Annotated in this window: 17 protein-coding genes; 14 read left to right on the forward strand and 3 right to left on the reverse strand. The window is 41.6% G+C overall.

All coding sequences use genetic code 11. From position 1 onward, the window contains the following. Positions 1 to 9 precede the first annotated feature (9 nt). The gene (locus OU989_RS08195; protein WP_274796644.1) at positions 10 to 1,404 is read right to left on the reverse strand and encodes an alanine/glycine:cation symporter family protein; all 1,395 of its coding nucleotides are present in this window, start codon (positions 1,402 to 1,404) and stop codon (positions 10 to 12) included. Between the two features lie 249 nt (positions 1,405 to 1,653). On the opposite strand from OU989_RS08195, the gene OU989_RS08200 reads away from it, so the two are divergent. The 13 genes from OU989_RS08200 to OU989_RS08260 all read left to right on the forward strand — a co-directional run bounded on the left by OU989_RS08200 (position 1,654) and on the right by OU989_RS08260 (position 14,648). Continuing rightward, the gene (locus tag OU989_RS08200) at positions 1,654 to 2,385 is read left to right on the forward strand and encodes an aspartate/glutamate racemase family protein (RefSeq protein ID WP_274796646.1); all 732 of its coding nucleotides are present in this window, start codon (positions 1,654 to 1,656) and stop codon (positions 2,383 to 2,385) included. Beyond that, positions 2,354 to 3,421, forward strand: a complete 1,068-nt coding sequence (locus OU989_RS08205) for a DmpA family aminopeptidase (protein WP_274796648.1) — start codon at positions 2,354 to 2,356, stop codon at positions 3,419 to 3,421. Before OU989_RS08200 ends, OU989_RS08205 begins: the two co-directional genes overlap by 32 nt. Positions 3,422 to 3,706: 285 nt before the next feature. Beyond that, positions 3,707 to 4,408: a M15 family metallopeptidase gene (locus OU989_RS08210; protein ID WP_274796649.1), complete on the forward strand. Its 702-nt coding sequence runs from the start codon at positions 3,707 to 3,709 to the stop codon at positions 4,406 to 4,408. Then, positions 4,405 to 5,199, forward strand: a complete 795-nt coding sequence (locus OU989_RS08215) for a M55 family metallopeptidase (RefSeq protein ID WP_274796650.1) — start codon at positions 4,405 to 4,407, stop codon at positions 5,197 to 5,199. The genes OU989_RS08210 and OU989_RS08215 overlap by 4 nt, the downstream gene beginning before the upstream one ends. A gap of 146 nt (positions 5,200 to 5,345) precedes the next feature. Then, complete coding sequence (locus tag OU989_RS08220) at positions 5,346 to 5,708, forward strand: hypothetical protein (protein ID WP_274796651.1); 363 nt, start codon at positions 5,346 to 5,348, stop codon at positions 5,706 to 5,708. 553 nt (positions 5,709 to 6,261) lie between these two features. Beyond that, entirely contained in the window at positions 6,262 to 8,091 is a 1,830-nt protein-coding gene (locus tag OU989_RS08225) for a peptide ABC transporter substrate-binding protein (protein WP_274796652.1), read from the forward strand. A gap of 83 nt (positions 8,092 to 8,174) precedes the next feature. Further along, complete coding sequence (locus OU989_RS08230; protein ID WP_274796653.1) at positions 8,175 to 9,119, forward strand: ABC transporter permease; 945 nt, start codon at positions 8,175 to 8,177, stop codon at positions 9,117 to 9,119. After that, a complete protein-coding gene (locus OU989_RS08235; protein WP_274796654.1) occupies positions 9,119 to 10,093 on the forward strand; it encodes an ABC transporter permease in 975 nt (324 codons plus the stop codon). Before OU989_RS08230 ends, OU989_RS08235 begins: the two co-directional genes overlap by 1 nt. Beyond that, a complete protein-coding gene (locus tag OU989_RS08240) occupies positions 10,086 to 11,159 on the forward strand; it encodes an ABC transporter ATP-binding protein (RefSeq protein WP_284702028.1) in 1,074 nt (357 codons plus the stop codon). Before OU989_RS08235 ends, OU989_RS08240 begins: the two co-directional genes overlap by 8 nt. Then, positions 11,152 to 12,099 carry an ATP-binding cassette domain-containing protein gene (locus OU989_RS08245; protein ID WP_274796656.1) on the forward strand — a complete coding sequence of 316 codons (948 nt, stop codon included), beginning with the start codon at positions 11,152 to 11,154 and terminating at the stop codon, positions 12,097 to 12,099. The genes OU989_RS08240 and OU989_RS08245 overlap by 8 nt, the downstream gene beginning before the upstream one ends. Continuing rightward, a complete protein-coding gene (locus OU989_RS08250; RefSeq protein ID WP_274796657.1) occupies positions 12,096 to 13,028 on the forward strand; it encodes a S66 peptidase family protein in 933 nt (310 codons plus the stop codon). The genes OU989_RS08245 and OU989_RS08250 overlap by 4 nt, the downstream gene beginning before the upstream one ends. Before the next feature lie 7 nt (positions 13,029 to 13,035). Next, the gene (locus OU989_RS08255) at positions 13,036 to 13,818 is read left to right on the forward strand and encodes a serine hydrolase (protein ID WP_274796658.1); all 783 of its coding nucleotides are present in this window, start codon (positions 13,036 to 13,038) and stop codon (positions 13,816 to 13,818) included. Then, the gene (locus OU989_RS08260) at positions 13,818 to 14,648 is read left to right on the forward strand and encodes a C40 family peptidase (protein WP_274796659.1); all 831 of its coding nucleotides are present in this window, start codon (positions 13,818 to 13,820) and stop codon (positions 14,646 to 14,648) included. Before OU989_RS08255 ends, OU989_RS08260 begins: the two co-directional genes overlap by 1 nt. Positions 14,649 to 14,772: 124 nt before the next feature. On the opposite strand, the gene OU989_RS08265 is transcribed toward OU989_RS08260, so the two are convergent. Both OU989_RS08265 and OU989_RS08270 read right to left on the reverse strand, forming a co-directional pair. Continuing rightward, on the reverse strand, positions 14,773 to 15,198 hold the full coding sequence (locus OU989_RS08265) for a hypothetical protein (RefSeq protein WP_274796660.1): 426 nt from the start codon (positions 15,196 to 15,198) through the stop codon (positions 14,773 to 14,775). A gap of 104 nt (positions 15,199 to 15,302) precedes the next feature. Beyond that, the gene (locus OU989_RS08270) at positions 15,303 to 16,085 is read right to left on the reverse strand and encodes a glucosaminidase domain-containing protein (RefSeq protein WP_274796661.1); all 783 of its coding nucleotides are present in this window, start codon (positions 16,083 to 16,085) and stop codon (positions 15,303 to 15,305) included. A 236-nt stretch (positions 16,086 to 16,321) separates the two neighbouring features. Between OU989_RS08270 and OU989_RS08275 the strand changes: the two genes are divergently transcribed. Continuing rightward, the gene (locus OU989_RS08275; protein WP_274796663.1) at positions 16,322 to 17,380 is read left to right on the forward strand and encodes an AAA family ATPase; all 1,059 of its coding nucleotides are present in this window, start codon (positions 16,322 to 16,324) and stop codon (positions 17,378 to 17,380) included. The last annotated feature ends 2 nt before the right edge of the window (positions 17,381 to 17,382 follow it).

Here is a 17,382-nt window from a genome sequence, read left to right on the forward strand (position 1 = left end):
TTCGTTGTTTTATCGATCTTCTTCCCAACAATCTGTATTTTTTAACGTTGGAATCGATTTTGCATAAAAGACAGGGTTTTTACCAGCTTTACGTTGTAGGGTAAAGTCGTCTAATACAAGGAAGGCAATTTTTCCAAGAAGCATAATAATAGCAATATTGATGAGAGCCATGAGACCCATAAATAGGTCAGCTAAGTTCCACACAAGCTGTACCTGTGCTAACGAGCCAAACATTACCATAACTAACACTAAAATACGATAGCTAAACATCCAACCTTTATGGGCATTCATAAATTCAATATTGGATTCACCATAATAATAGTTACCGATAATCGAGCTAAAAGCAAAGAAGATGATGGAAATGGCAATGAAATATGGAGCCCAGCCCCCAACATGCACAGCTAAAGAATCTTGCGTCAAAATAATGCCGTTGCTTTCACCTGTATCATATAAACCAGCTAAAATAATGATAAAGGCTGTCGCCGTACAAATCATAATCGTATCAAAAAAGACACCTAAGCTTTGTACAAGCCCTTGCTTCGCGGGATGTGAGGTATTGGCAGTAGCTGCTGCATTAGGCACACTACCCATACCAGCTTCATTGGAAAATAAACCACGACGTACCCCTTGCATGATAGCCGCACCGATTGCTCCACCAGCCGCTTCTTGAAGACCAAATGCGTGCGTGAAAATTAGTTTGAATACATTCGGTATTTCAGATAAATTTGTCACCACAACAAAAAGGGCTACAAGTAAATAAAAGATCGCCATGACAGGTACAAGAATTTGTGTTACTTTTACAATTCTATGTACACCACCAAAAATAATTAATGCTGTTAACACTACTAGCATAACCCCGATGGCCTTTGGACTTATGTCAAATGCATCTCCAACTGAAGTTGCGATAGTATTCGATTGTACAGCGTTAAAAATAAATCCAAAGCTTAATGTTAATAGAATACTAAAGATAATACCTAGCTTTCTTTGACCTAATGCCTTCTCCATATAGTAGGCAGGTCCACCTCGGAACGTATCGCCATCCTTGACTTTGTACACCTGCGCTAAAGTACTTTCGATGAAGGCGGTTGCCATCCCTAAAATAGCGATAATCCACATCCAAAATACAGCACCAGGGCCCCCGACACCAATGGCTAAGGCAACACCTGTGATATTCCCAGTGCCAACACGTGAAGCGGCACTAATCGTAAAGGCTTGAAACGGTGACACACCCGATTCGCCATCTCTTTTTTCAACAATCAGACGAAACATTTCAGGAAAAAGACGAATTTGTACAAACTTTGTACCAATTGAAAAATATAATCCTGCTGCTAAAAGTAAAATAATCAGGATATATGTCCATAAAATATTATTTCCGCTATCTACAATAGATGAAATCCATTCCATAAGTTGTCCTCCTTTCATACAATACGTTTAAGTCTACACTGTTTTTTTATAAAAAATCAACTTTTCTAAAATAAAGAATTATATTAAAATTTTGCGATTTCAAAATAGTAAGTTAGAAATTGTATTTTTAATTATTGTTTCATAGTAAAATACAATAATTATTTTATAGAAAATTATAGGGATTTGGAAAATTCTCTTATTTCTGCGCATGTTCCGCGTATAATAATAGAAAAAAGGAGAGTGATTTTGATGAAAACAATCGGTTTAATTGGTGGCATGAGCTGGGAATCGTCTGCACAATATTACAGACTTATCAATGAACAAATCAAACAACAGCTCGGAGGCTTACACTCTGCGAAATGTATCCTATATAGTGTTGATTTCCAGCAAATTGAGCATTTTCAGGCTAGAGGAGAGTGGGACAAGGCGGGCGAGGTCCTTGCTCAAGCAGCACAATCACTTGAGCGAGCAGGTGCAGATTTTATCGTTATTTGTACGAATACGATGCATAAGGTCATTGATATTATTGATGCATCTATCACCATTCCTATTTTACATATTGCGGATGCAACAGCTCGGCAAATTAAAGAAGCAGGCCTACAGAAAATTGCCCTTCTTGGCACGAAATATACAATGGAGCAAGCTTTTTATAAAGCAAGAATAGAGGAAATTGGTATTGAAGTCATTGTGCCAAACGAACATGAGCGAATAGAAGTAAATCGTATTATTTATGAAGAACTATGCTTAGGCAATATTGTGCCAGCCTCTAAGTCATACTATGTCCACGTTATCGCCGAGCTTGTGAAAGATGGTGTAGAAGGGGTCATTTTAGGCTGTACAGAGATTGGTCTGCTGATTCAACAGGAGAATGTTACGATTCCAGTATTTGATACAACAGCCATCCATGCACAGACTGCTGTAGAGATGGCTATTCAGGAGGGAGCAAATTATGCAGGGGAAAGTAAGACAATTAGGCATTAAAATTGGCACCTTACCAGTCGGCAAAAAAAACTGTATTACCGACGTAGCTGGAGTCCGAGTGGGTCATGTCACACTGGATGAGCAATTAGATCAGCATGGAGGCTATGCGTGCACGGGCGTCACAGCCATTTTACCGCATAGCGGCAATGTATTTCAGGACAAGGTGACGGCTGCAAGTTATGTGCTGAATGGCTTTGGAAAAACGACGGGGCTTGTACAGGTCAATGAATTAGGGGTTATTGAGTCACCCATTATGCTAACCAATACTTTCGGTGTGCCAGCAGTTACGCAAGGCACGATGCGTTATATGCTAGACATGAATGAAGACATTGGCCTCACAACAGGAACCATTAATCTCGTTGTAGGCGAATGTAATGATAGTTATTTAAACTCCATCAGAGCCTGTGCTGTGACACCAGAGCATGCCATCAAAGCGATTCATCAAGCCTCCAACGATACCGCACAGGAGGGAGCCATTGGTGCAGGAAAAGGCATGATGTGTTTCGGCTATAAAGGAGGGATTGGTTCATCTTCTCGTCTTGTTAAAATCGAACAACCTGATGTTAGCTATACAGTTGGCTGCTTAGTTCTTAGTAATTTTGGACAAAGTACAGACTTTTTAGCCGAGCATTATGTAGCTTCACCTACTCAAAGCAAATCGACCTTATCACCAACAGATGGCTCCATTATTATTGTCCTTGCGACAGATGCTCCACTAAGTAGCCGACAATTGACCCGCGTCATTAAACGTTGTGGTATCGGTCTAGGACGGACAGGCAGTCATTTTTCGCATGGTAGTGGTGATATTGTCATTGGCTTTACAACTGCCCATCGTATCCCTCATAGCACTGACCAGCTAGTGGAAACAAGAGCACAGCTACGTGAGGACCATCCTATCATGAATCAATTATTTGCTGCTGCTGCTGAAGCAACAGAGGAAGCCATTTTGAACTCACTTTCACAGGCACAGACAACGGTTGGTCGTAATGGACATACGGTAGAAGCATACTCATTTCAAAAAGCTATTGAAACATAGACCATGTTTCAATAGCTTTTTTTGTGTACTAACAGAGGATTCGTCATTTTTTTAGCATGAGTGAGCCATACATTGAATAAAATCCTTAAATAGAGGTTTTTCGACGGTATGCTGCTGGAATATGTGTCATTATCAGAGAATAACCATTATTTTGTAATTATTCTTTTTTTATCTAGTCAATGCTAGAGAGTTGTGATAATATTCATTTTAAAAAACTGAATTATCCAAAAATTCTAAGGGTGGTGTTCCAGGATCGTCAAACTATTTCAACCAATAGCAGCTGTAATGGAAAGGAACCATCCTAATACGCCGTCTGTATGTGAAAGCAATGAGCCGCTTATTCAGATCCCTGCTGCCCATCCGAGATTATTCATTGAGCCTATCTATTATCAGCAACAAATCCCTGATAGTTTACGAACAATTTATGTACGTAAAGGGGTTTTTGAGCGTTTGCAGCAGGCGTTAACATTATTACCACAGGAATATAGTCTAGTACTCTATGATGGCTATCGTCCTTTTCAGGTGCAACACTATTTGTTTAGTCATTTTTCGAGGCAATTAGCTCAACAAATGCCGCAGGCGACTTCTCAAGAGATCATGCAAGCAACAAAAAGGTATGTAGCCTTTCCAAGTGAACAGTCTGCTCATCTAGCACCTCATTTAACAGGAGGTGCCATTGATGTAACGCTTGTTGATGTAACTGGGAAAGCTTTGGATCTTGGAACAGCTTTTGATGAAATGAATGAAAAATCAGCTACACGGTATTTTGAACAGCATACAGCAGAAAATCCTCTGGCCTGTCGGCATCGGCGCTTACTGTATAACTGTATGACGCTTGCAGGGTTTACCAATTATGCAGAGGAATGGTGGCATTATGATTATCACAATGTGGCATGGGCCAGACGTGTTCAAGCGCAAGTAGCCTATTACGGAGCAGTACACGCAACAATTCAAAATCATACTGTAAAGGAGTTTCGATTTCTATGAAAGTATATATTAGCGCAGATATTGAAGGCATTACTGGCACAACCTCATGGAGTGAAACTGAGTTAAATGCGCCAGATTATCAATTTTTCCAAAGACAAATGACGCGAGAGGTAGAAGCAGCGATTGAAGGTGCGATCGCAGGAGGGGCCACAGAAATTTTATTAAAAGATGCACATGATTCAGCTCGAAATCTGGATATTTCCAATTTGCCAATCAATTGTAAAGTCATCCGTGGCTGGACATACGATCCTATGTGCATGGTAGCAGGTCTTGATCAAAGCTTCGATCGTGCTATTTTTATTGGCTACCATAGTAAAGGAGGAAGTGAACGTAATCCCTTAGCCCATACGCTTTGCACATATGCCGATGTCAAAATTAATGGTGAATATGCAAGTGAATTTTTAATCAATACGTACGCAGCAGCCTTGCACGGTGTTCCGGTATCCTTCGTTAGCGGTGACGTGGGGCTCACAGAAGAAATACAGGCGTTAAATGACCACATTGTAACGTTTGCGACAAAAGAAGGCGTAGGAAATGCAACGATTAGTGTCAGCCCACAGCTAACCATTAGGGAAACGAAAAGACTGGTAGAATCTTCAATGAAGGTGCCCCGTACTGCTTTGCAGGTGAAGTTGCCAGATCGCTTCGTGGTAGACATTATTTACCGTGATCATACAAGAGCCTACCGCAATTCTTTCTATCCAAATGCCACATTCAAGCCACATAATACGGTGGAGTTTATAACCGACGATTACTATGAGGTTCTACGACTATTGCAATTTTTAACGTGAAGAGAGTTTTGCTTTGAGTAGATGAAGGAGTGAGTGGGTTTGCTCGATAGTGGGGCTATCTATCGAAGAATTCGCTCATAAAAGTGAGAGAAGCGCTCCTTTTGGCGAGGACTCCGCTCATAGCAAGGTGAGAAGCGCTCATCCAGGTGATGACCCCGCTCATAAAAGTGAGAGAAGCGCTCCATCTGGTGATGACTCCGCTCATAGAAGTGAGGGAAGCGCTCCATCTGGTGAGGACTCCGCTCATAGTAGTGAGGGAAGCGCTCCATCTGGTGAGGACCCCGCTCATAAGAGTGAGAGAAGCGCTCCATCTGGTGATGACTCCGCTCATAAAAGTGAGAGAAGCGCTCCTTTTGGTGAGGACTTCGCTCATAAGAGTGAGGGAAGCGCTCCATCTGGTGAGGACCCCGCTCATAAAAGTGGGAGAAGCGCTCCATCTGGTGATGACTCCGCTCATAGAAGTGAGAGAAGCGCTCATCCAGGTGATGACTCCGCTCATAGTAAAGTGAGAAGCGCTCATCCAGGTGATGACTCCGCTCATAGCAAGGTGAGAAGCGCTCATCCAGGTGATGACTCCGCTCATAAAAGTGAGAGAAGCGCTCATCCAGGTGATGAACCCGCTCATAAAAGTGGGAGAAGCGCTCATCCAGGTGATGACTCCGCTCATAAAAGTGAGAGAAGCGCTCATCTTGGTGATGACCCCGCTCATAAGAGTGAGAGAAGCGCTCACTCAAGCGAAGACCCCGCTCCAATCAGTGTGAGAAGCGCTCCACCGAGCGAAGACCTCGCTCACAAAAGCAAGAAACCGGCTCTAACGTATGTCAAACCTGATCCATTCCATTCAATGGTAGGAGCTGCTCGAAAATTTATCCATGTAGGACACGCTGTTGCCATTGTGTCATATATCTCAAATCAAGCCGAGGCAAACGACATGGTGTCGTTGGCTGTTTCATCGATAGAGGGTCAATTAAGAGGGACCTAGCTTTATGTTTGAATGATCCTATTGAAAGGTACAATCCGTCCTGGCAATAGGATTTTCATTATAAAAAGATGACTAGGGGGATGCTTGTGAGGAAGTATTGGTTGTTGTTGATATGTCTGGTTGTATTGTTTTGTGTAGCTTGTAATGACGAATCATCGAGTGAGAAAGCATCGGAATATCGTGTTGTGTATTCAGGGGAAATTAAAACGTTAAATTATTTAAAGACGTCTGAAACAAATGAGTTTGCGGTGGCAGCGAATATGGTGGATGGGCTCATTGAATATGATCAATACGGGGTTGTCCAGCCAGGGCTAGCCAAAGAGTGGTCTGCAAATGAGGATGCTACCGTGTGGACGTTCAAATTGCGAGATGATGCTAAATGGGTTACACATGAGGGCAAGGAATATGCAGATGTCGTAGCGCAGGATTTTGTGGATGGCTTACACTATGTCCTGGATGCGAAAAATGAATCATCAACTGCGTGGATTGCGACAGTAGTAAAAAATGGGGAAGCATTCTATAACGGTGAGATGACTGACTTTAAGGAAGTTGGCATAAAGGCGCTAGATGAACATACAGTAGAATATACTTTAGAGGCACCAACACCTTATTTCCTTTCTATGTTGAACTATGTTTGTTTCTTCCCGGTAAATGGCCAATTCATTGCGGAAAAAGGGGAGGATTTTGGTACAACGCGTGAAAACTTCCTTTATAACGGCGCCTATATTTTAGATAAATTTGAGCCGCAAAATGAGCGGGTCCTTGTTAAAAATGAGACGTATTGGGATAAAGACAACGTATTTATTGACCGCATCCGCTATAAATACAATAAAGAAGCGGCAACGGTAGCGCCAGAGCTATTTTTACGTGGAGAAATCGATTCAGCAAGTATACCAACTTCAATTATTGACGAATGGTTTAAAGACGATAAGAAAAAATCACAGGTTCGTCAAACACAAAATAACTTCTATACCTACTTCTATGCTCTCAACTTTAATCCACAATTTGACGCACAATATGAACCAGATAACTGGAAGGTCGCAGTCAACAATAAAGAATTCCGAAAATCATTATTCCATGCCCTTGATCGTGTGTCTGCCATGTTAACAGTTGAGCCTTATAATCCGGCAGATTTGCTAAGCAATACCATTACGCCGAAGAATTTTGTTGATGTTGAAGGGGTGGATTATACACAGTTAGCGCCATTAACGGCGATTTCCAATGAGGATTCCTTCAACAAGGAGCTTGCACTTGAGTACAAAGAAAAAGCGAAAACAGCCTTGGCGGGTAAAGCGACTTTCCCTGTCAAAGTATTAATGCCTTATAATGCTGGAATTCCAGATTGGGCGAATCGTTCTCAAGTAGTCGAGCAGCAAATGGAAAAATTACTAGGGACAGATTATATCGACATTATCGTAGAGGCTGGTCCATCGACAGGCTTCTTATCAGAGGTGCGTCGTCCAGGTAAGTTTGCGCTGTTAGAAGCAAACTGGGGCCCTGATTATGCAGATCCATCTACGTATACAGATCCATTCACAGTTGATGGTACTTACAATAAACCTGAATTAGCAGAAGGTTATAAAGAGGCTAATGGCAAAACGACTTATCAAAATCTCGTGGATCAGGCGAAAGAAACGATTGATACAGCCAAACGTTATGAGCTATTTGCCAAGGCAGAGGCCTTTTTAATTGAAGAAGCTTTTGTCATTCCATACTCAGTAGGTGGTAGTGGCTATGTGGCTTCCAAATTAAATCCGTTTGAGGCTCAGTACTCACCATTTGGTGTAACAGCGGAGAAATTTAAAGGACAAAAAGTGCTGGAAAAACCAATGAGCAATGAAGAATTTAAGAAAGCCCTTGCACAGTGGGAGCAAGAACGTGCTGAAGCTTTAGCCAATGCTGAAAAGTAGATGTATTTTGTAGATGAACAAGGAGATACCGAAGCGTATAGTCGGCATCTCCTTTAGTCTTTTGGACAAAGGAGGATGGCGCGATGTTGCAGTATATAGGAAAACGACTCTTACAATCCGTATTAACCCTTTTTATTATCATCACCATTGTCTTTTCTTTATTACGGTTAATGCCAGAGGAAGGGTATTTAGGAGCGGCAGCGGATAAAATGTCACCCGCACAGCAAGAAGTTTACTTAACAAATCTAGGCTTGCGTGATCCATTGCTAGTTCAGCTAGGGAACTTTTATAAGAATTTGTTGCAAGGGGATTTAGGAAAATCGGTCACTTATCGCACGGATGTCCCAGTCGTTACGATTATTGGTGATAAAATTTCGTATTCTCTGCTCTTTGGCTTAGGCGCAGTGGCTTTATCGCTACTGATTGGGGTGCCATTAGGGATATTAATGGCCTATCGCAAGGGGCGTTGGCTGGATCGGCTTGGGACAGGCTATATCGTTTTTGTCGTTGCTGTCCCAGCAGCCGTGTATTACTTGGTTATTCAAATGTATATTACAGAACTTTTCCAGTTACCGATGTTGTTTGATGAGTACAGGCCGATTACATGGATACTTCCACTAACATCAATGGCACTAGCACCAACAGCCTCCTATGCGATGTGGATGCGACGCTACATGGTGGATGAACTGAACAAGGACTATATTAAGCTAGCGAGGGCGAAGGGTGTAAAGGAGCGTACATTAATGTTTAAGCATGTGTTACGTAATGCCTTTATTCCGATGGCACAATATTTACCTGCCACGATATTGTTTACAATTACCGGCTCTATTTATATCGAATCGCTCTATTCCATTCCAGGAATGGGAGGCTTACTCGTGGATGCTATTCAGCGACAGGACAATACGATTGTGCAAGGTTTAGTGCTAGTATTCTCTTCTCTTGGCATCATTGGCCTTATATTAGGGGATATTGCCATGGCCCTTGTTGATCCACGCATTAAATTAGGCAAGGGAGGGGGAGTGCGTTAATGGGCATGTATTCAAATGAAATCAATAATATTTCGAATAAATCCCGTGAAACCTTGTTTGACTTTGCGGAAGTCGATGCACGTCAAGCAGAGGAAACTGGTTATTCAAATTACTCTTATTGGCGCTCTACATGGCAATCCTTTTTGAAAAATCGACTGGCTGTCTTTTTATTAGTCGGTGTGCTCATTATTGTCGGCTTTACCATTCTCCAGCCCTATTTACCAGCGCAAAAATCACCGACTGAAATATACCTAGATGAGCAAACAGGGATGCAGGCACGTAATATAGCCCCGAATGCAGAATTTTGGTTCGGCACAAATTCCATAGGACAGGATTTATGGTCACGTATTTGGGCGGGCACACGGACATCCCTCTTTATCGGCTGTGTTGTGGCTTTAGTGGAGGCAGTAGTGGGGATTACAATCGGTACGCTGTGGGGCTTTTCAAGGAAATTAGAAGCACCAATTACACAGCTTTATAATGTTGTGGATAATATTCCTACAACGATTGTCCTTATTTTAATGTCTTATATATTACGGCCAAGTATTTCGACTATCATTATCGCCATGTGTATAACGGGGTGGGTGGAAATGGCTAGATTTATTCGCAATCAAATTGTGATTTTACGAGATCGCGAATACAACCTTGCCTCTAAATGTTTAGGCACACCGGATTATCGGATTATCCTTAAAAATCTATTACCCTATTTAATTTCTGTCATTATGTTACGCATGAGTCTAGCAATTCCCTTTGCGATAGGGGCCGAAGTATTTTTAACGTATATTGGGCTGGGGCTACCAATTAGTGAGCCTTCCTTAGGAAATTTAATCAATGAAGGGCGCGTACTTATGATGTCACCAGATTTACGCTATCAGCTTATTTTCCCGAGTATTGTGTTAAGTGTCATTACTATCGCATTTTATATTATTGGTAATTCCTTTGCAGATGCAGCAGATCCAAAAAACCATGTGTAAGGAGATGAAGCAAGTGACCTCGAAAAAATCGCGCATTTTAGTTATCCAAAATTTAGTGATTCAGTTTACATTACGTGGTCGTGTATTAACAGCTATTCGGGATATTTCCCTCGATCTTTACAAGGGAGAAAGCTTAGCTATCGTGGGGGAGTCAGGGTCAGGAAAGTCCGTGCTAATGAAATCTATTATGGGCTTGCTTGACAAAAACGGCAGCATTAAGCAGGGAAGAATCATTTACAATGCACAGGATTTAGGCCAGTTTACGACAGAGCAAGAATGGCTACGTATTCGAGGAAAGGAAATTGCGATGGTCACACAGGACCCGATGACATCGTTGAATCCGCTCAAAACTATTGGCAAACAAATTGAGGAATGTGTCGTCCTCCATCAAGGCTTAAGGGGCAAGGAAGCGTATGAGGAAACATTAAAACTTCTTACGGATGTAGGAATCAATGATGTAAAAAAACGCTACAAGCAATATCCGCACGAATTTTCTGGAGGGATGCGCCAACGTATTGTTATTGCCATCGCGATTGCCTGTAAGCCCAATATTTTAATATGTGATGAGCCTACGACAGCTTTAGATGTAACGATTCAGGCACAAATTTTACAGCTCTTAAAGAATCTTCAGCAAAAGTATGGCTTAACAATCGTCTATATTACACATGATTTAGGGGTTGTGGCGAAGGTTGCTGACCGTATTGCGGTGATGTATGCGGGCGATGTCATTGAGGTTGGGGAGACCCATGAAATTTTCTTTCATAGCAGGCATCCATATACATGGGCGCTCATTTCCTCCTTACCTCAGCTTGGCTCCAAGGGGGAACAATTGTATTCCATTAAGGGCACGCCCCCCAACCTTTTTCAAGAAATAAAAGGTGATGCCTTTGCGCCACGCAATCCATATGCCTTAAAAATTGACTTTCTGGAGCGGCCTCCTTTTTTCCAGATCAGTGACACTCATTATGCGCGAACATGGTTGTTGGACCCATTGGCCCCAAAGGTAGAGCCCCCTGCAGCCTTACAAGCATTTTTTGCAGAGGGGAGGCAGTATGCTAATGATTGAGAAAGAAGTGCTAGTAGAGGTAAAAAATTTGAAAGTTGTTTTTGGTAAAGGGAAAAATAAATTTACAGCCATTGATGATGTCAGCTTTCAAATTTTTAAAGGTGAAACGTTTGGCATTGTAGGTGAATCAGGCTCAGGGAAAACAACTATTGGTCGGGCAATTATGCGCATCAATGAGGTGACAGAGGGACAGATTTTGTATCATGGCAAAAGTATTCAAGGAAAAATCCCTAAAGAATGGGATAGAGAAATTACGCAAAAAATCCAAATGATTTTCCAGGACCCCATGGCATCTCTGAATGAACGAGCAAAGGTAGATTATATTGTTTCAGAGGGGTTATATCCTTCAAAAAAATATAAAGATGAGGCAGAACGGCAGCAAAAAGTGCGCGATGCATTATTGAATGTAGGGTTACTGCCAGAGTTCTCAAGCCGCTTTCCACATGAGTTTTCAGGAGGACAACGCCAACGTATCGGTATTGCTCGTGCATTAGTGATGGAGCCTGAGTTTATCATTGCAGATGAGCCAATATCCGCCTTAGATGTCTCCATTCGAGCGCAAGTATTAAATTTATTAGCAAGTCTGCAACAGCAAAATCATTTAACCTATTTATTTATTGCCCATGATTTATCGATTGTCCGTTTTATTACGGATCGTACAGCGGTGATTTACAAAGGGAAAATTGTCGAGCTAGCGGAAACGGAAAAGCTTTTTGCTCATCCGCTTCATCCTTATACGAGGGCCTTGCTATCAGCCGTCCCGGAGCCCAATCCATATAAGGAGCGAGAGAAAGTAGTGGAGGTCTATGACCCGTCACAGCATCGTTATGATCAGCATCCCCCCTCCTTCATTGAAATTGAGGATGGCCATTTTATCTTGGCTAATGAAGAGGAGCTAGCTGATTATCGCATTTTACTGAAAATGGAGGGAACGAAATGATTCGTCCGAAAGCATTGAAAAAGGGTGACACAATTGGTCTTATAAGTGCTTCAGGGGCCACACCACCAGAAAAGCTGCAGCCAGCTATTGCCAGTATTGAAAAGCTTGGACTAAAGGTTGTCGTTGGAGAGACCTGTCATGCGAGGCACGGTTATTTAGCAGGTACTGATGATTTGCGTGCGGCAGATGTCCATCGAATGTTTAGTGATCCAACGATTGACGGTATTTTTTGTATACGTGGGGGATATGGGGCCACGAAAATTTTATCCCAATTGGATTTTGACATGATTAGGGCAAATCCTAAAGTATTTGCAGGCTATAGTGATGTGACAGCCTTACATATAGCGTTTAATCAGCTATGTGGCTTTGTCACCTATCATACGCCGATGCCCTCGACTGAATTTATTCGACAAGAAATGGATGACTTTACATGGCAATCCTTTATGCAACAAGTAATGGACAAAGAACCAAATGAGTTTTACTTAGCAAACCCTGCAGCGCAACCAATGACCACGCTCGTTGCTGGAAAAGCTTCAGGTCAGCTTATCGGTGGAAACCTAACATTAGTCACTGCCTCCCTCGGTACACCTTATGAAATAGATACAAGAGGTAAAATTCTGTTCTTAGAAGATATTGATGAAACGGAGCAACGAGTTGATCGCATGCTAACCCAATTACAGCTAGCAGGGAAACTAGATGACGTGGCAGGCATTTTATTGGGAGCCTGGACAGAGTGCAGACCAGAAAATCCCGAAAAGCCTGACCATAGTTTATCATTACAAACGATTTTCGAGGAAATACTTGTGCCAGTAGGTAAACCTATTCTGGCCGATATAGCTTGTGGCCATTGTTTACCAACGATGTCGTTACCTTTAGGAAGAACGATTACGATGGATGCGGACAATCAACGAGTCCAGGTTATGAGGTAGGTGTCCTATGGAACGAAAGATTCACGAGATGATTCAAGCATCACCTTATGAGGTACATCTATTTGTAAAAAATCTAGCAACCAATCAATTTCTAATTGGTCATCAGCTTGAGCATTCATTTTCAAGTGCTAGTTTAATAAAAGTTCCTATTCTTCTAGCTTTCTTATCGTCTATGGAGGACAACCATCTTGAGCTTGATTCTACGCTTTCCATTGCGCCGAACGATTGGGTGGATTTCAGTGTAGTGAGCGAACAACGTCTGACGCAAAGCACTGTATATGAGCTGCTTGTATGGATGATTATTACTAGTGACAATACAGCCACGAACGTCCTAATTGATGTAGTAGGAATGGATTTTTTAAATGAATATTTCCACAGGTTGGGTCTACAGGACACCTTGCTACAGCGTAAAATGATGGATGTTGAGCGCCTCGCAAAGGGCATAGACAATTGCACGTCAGCTCGGGATATGGCTCATCTCTTTACACGTATTTACCAGCAAGATGTGTTGTCCCCCGCATACAGTAAATTGGTCATTGATATTTTAAGTCGGCAGCGTATACACGAGTCCTTAAGGCGCTATCTCGTGGATGATATCAAACTTGCACATAAAACAGGAGGACTTGATACCGTCGATCATGATGTGGGGATTGTTTATAGTAGTGCTATCGATTATAGTATCGGTGTTTTTATCACCAATGTGACGAATAATGAGCAGGCACGCCAATTAATTGGTCGTCTATCAAAGGTTGTTTATCAAGAGCTAGTGGAGCGGAAGGAGGGAATGTAATGAAGGCTATCGTAACAGCAATGATTGCTAGTTTACACGCTATGCCAACTTCAACGTCTGAAGTTGTCGATGAAGTGCTTTATGGGATGACAGTAAAGAGGATCAGGGATGTCAATGAAGGTTGGGTATATATCCAAACGGCCTATCGCTATGAAGGCTATTGTCAGAAGGCAGACTTACTAGTAGACGAAGTACTAGTCTCTAAGTGGGAAAGGGAAGCACAGCATATCATTTTTCAAAGTTTTGCGGATGTATTACAGCAACCACGTATTCAAAGTTCGAAACTAGTAACACTTGTAAGAGGCTCTTCCATCTGTGTTGTGTCAGAAGAAAATTTACCGGAAGAATGGTCAGCTGTACAGTTAGTGACAGGGCAAAGGGGCTATGTTCGCACAAAATGGCTACAGGCAAAAATGACAGAACGTTCGGTTTCCGAGCAGCAATTTCGAGAGAATGTGGTGGCAACTGCGTTAAGTTATTTAGGAGCACCTTATCGTTGGGGTGGCAAATCACCATTGGGGATTGATTGCTCTGGTTTGTGCTCGATGGCTTATTTGCTAAATGGTGTGACGATCTATCGAGATGCCAAAATTGTAGAGGGCTTTTCGATTGTGAAAATAGCTAGAGACCAAATGCAAAAGGGCGACTTAATTTATTTTCCAGGTCATATTGCTTTATATATGGGGGATCAACTTTATGTTCATTCTTCAATTGGAGGGAATGAAGTGTCAATTAATAGTTTAGAAGAAAATCACCCTCTCTATCGGCATGATCTAGCTACGACCATTTTAGAGGTAGGTACATTATTTCAGGAGAAGCTGTGTAACTAGGCTTCTCTTTTATTGGGTGAAATGATAGTGTCGGAAGAAGCATGGTCAACAGTCAATCACCGATTAGAGTTCTAGGAGGGGGGAAAGACAGAAAAGACACGAGTCTTCACCGTATAATACATCATTAAATTTTTGGTACATTTTTTAAGGTCATCCATATTTTGCTCATAATGAATGTCAGGACATTGACAAGAAATAAAGCGACTAGCTGCCATAGTCCGAGTAAAAACGTTCTCATGTATAATTCAAAGGTCGCCTCACCTGGGGGCATGTGTGGATAGGGGATTAGTTGACTGTAGTGCCAAACAAAATAACAGGCTAAGGAAGTACCTGCTCCTACATAGATAAAGGTCCAATGAATATAGGATGTTATACGAAGACGACAGCTCCATAGTAGAACATTTATCAATAATATTAGTAGTGGAAACAGCCAAAGTTGAAACATGCCTTCGGGTATATCTACGGCATAAAATTGATTGTAGCTCAGCTGAATGATTGGCAATAGTACAAGATTGACGATGATTAGACTGACTAGCTGCATGCGCTTCATTGGATTCAAACCCTTTCGTCATTTTACATTTAGACGTGGTGAATAAGATTTGGTTGCCAACAAGAAAACCTCCATACACCCGCAGGCGAGATGGAGGTCTTGAGTTAATAATGATAAATATTTAATTGTTGACCTGCTTCAAGGCGGTCTGTTCGAAGCTGATTCCATTGTTTAATAGAGGTTACTTTCACATTATAAACCTCTGCAATCTTCATCAACGAGTCCCCGTCAGCTACGGTAATGGTTTTCTTATCTTTGACAGGGCTATCATATTGTTGTAGATCATATTTTGCGATAAGTGTATTTAATTTTTCATTGTATGACGAATCGGTAGCATAAGAGCCTGTTAAAAACTTCGTTGCATCTGTATAGGCAGTTGTGTTGCTTTTAAAAACGCCCGCATAGAAATCTTTGTTCCACGAAACCCCATTACGCATTAATTTGACATAATCCTGCATCGATGCCTCATAGGAAGGGTATTTGCGGAAGGCAGCCATGATTGTGGATAGATTACCTGAACCATCATCCTCTGTTGTTTCAAGAGTTACGGAATTATTTTGGTAGCTGCCTTTCATCCCGAATAGATTATAGTTTGGAGCAGAGCCAAGTCCACTTTGTCCATGCTCACTTTCTAGGATTGCTTGTGCAATCATGACGGAAGCATATAGGTCATTTTCAGCACCAAGATCTCGTGCTGTTTCAGCGATCTCTCCAATAAACTCCTCCACACTTGGACGATCATCGACAACAGGCTCTTCTCTTTCAGTCGTATTAAATAACTGTGTCACCATATAAAACGAAATACAAATAACGACAACGGTAATCATGAGTCCTTTTAAAAAATTAAGCATATATTTCATCGTATGCTTGATGTTGGTCGTGACCACATCTCCCTCCCTTCTATCAAAGTTTAGCTATCTCTCATTATTACAGAGAGTGAAAGAGAAATAAAGAGATGTCTTGATTAATAGATTCCATCATTAATAGAACGTCCCTCAACATAATTAGTTCCTCATTTTTTATCTTCCCGCATGACATAATAGATTGGTAGAGACAAGCATAATGTAATAGAAAATGGTAGTATTATTTGTAAAACAATGACCAGCTTGAAAGGAAGTTTTGATTGAATACTATTTTTTCTGTGACACAAAAACAACTATATGATTTTCTTTTAAATGTAGCGCCTATACGACCAGTATTTATTTGGGGAGCACCTGGCATTGGGAAGTCGGCAATCGTAGAAAGCTTTGCGAGTGAATTAGGAATGCCATGTGTGTCTTTATTAGGCAGTCAGCTAGCACCCGAGGATATCATCGGGGTTCCACAAATAAAGGATGGCTACAGTGTGTTCTGTCCACCAAAAATGATTGCTCGAGATGAACCCTATTGCTTATTTTTAGATGAATTAAATGCTTGCTCACAGGAGGTACAAAAAGCTTTTTATAGTCTTATACATGAAAGAAGAATTGGGGAATTTCTATTACCAGAGGGCACGATTGTGATTGGAGCAGGGAATAGAGCGCAGGATAGTGCGATCGTGAAGCCGATGTCCTCGGCATTAATTAATCGTATGGTCCATGTTCAACTTAGAGCCTCTCATAAAGATTGGCTCGAATGGGCCTATGAACATGAAATACACCCATATGTGATTGAGTATGTTCAAATGCGTCCCGATCATTTATGGAGTGAACCACCAAAAACTGAAGAACCCTTTTCCACTCCAAGGTCTTGGCATATGCTAAGTGATTGCCTGTATGCCTATGGTAACAGTCTAGATGAACAAGCTATCGATATTTTAGCGAGTAGCTGCCTATCTTCGCAAATTGCAAGTCAATTTAAAGCCTTTATTAAACAAGTGCAAAGCAAATATGATTTAGCCAAAATCATCAATGGTGAATTACGATGGCCAGATCGACCTGATGAAAGAGACTTACTCTATTTCATGGCGCAGTCCTTCCGCGCGCAACTAATCAAAGAGCTACCGAGCGAGCATACGACTTTGAAGGGAAATCAACAACAATTAGCATTCCGTGCCAAGGATTTGATCAAGGATTTAGCTTCGATTAGCTTAGAAATTGCACAAATGGTCGTGTCTGAGCAAAAGGGTGAAGCCTTACCAGCCTGGTTTATGCTTGAAGTGATTAGAGATTTACCACGTTTAGTAGCTAAGAAGGATGGATAAAT

Origin of the sequence: Lysinibacillus irui, from assembly GCF_028877475.1 — a bacterium.
GTDB classification, from domain to species: Bacteria; Bacillota; Bacilli; order Bacillales_A; family Planococcaceae; genus Lysinibacillus; species Lysinibacillus irui.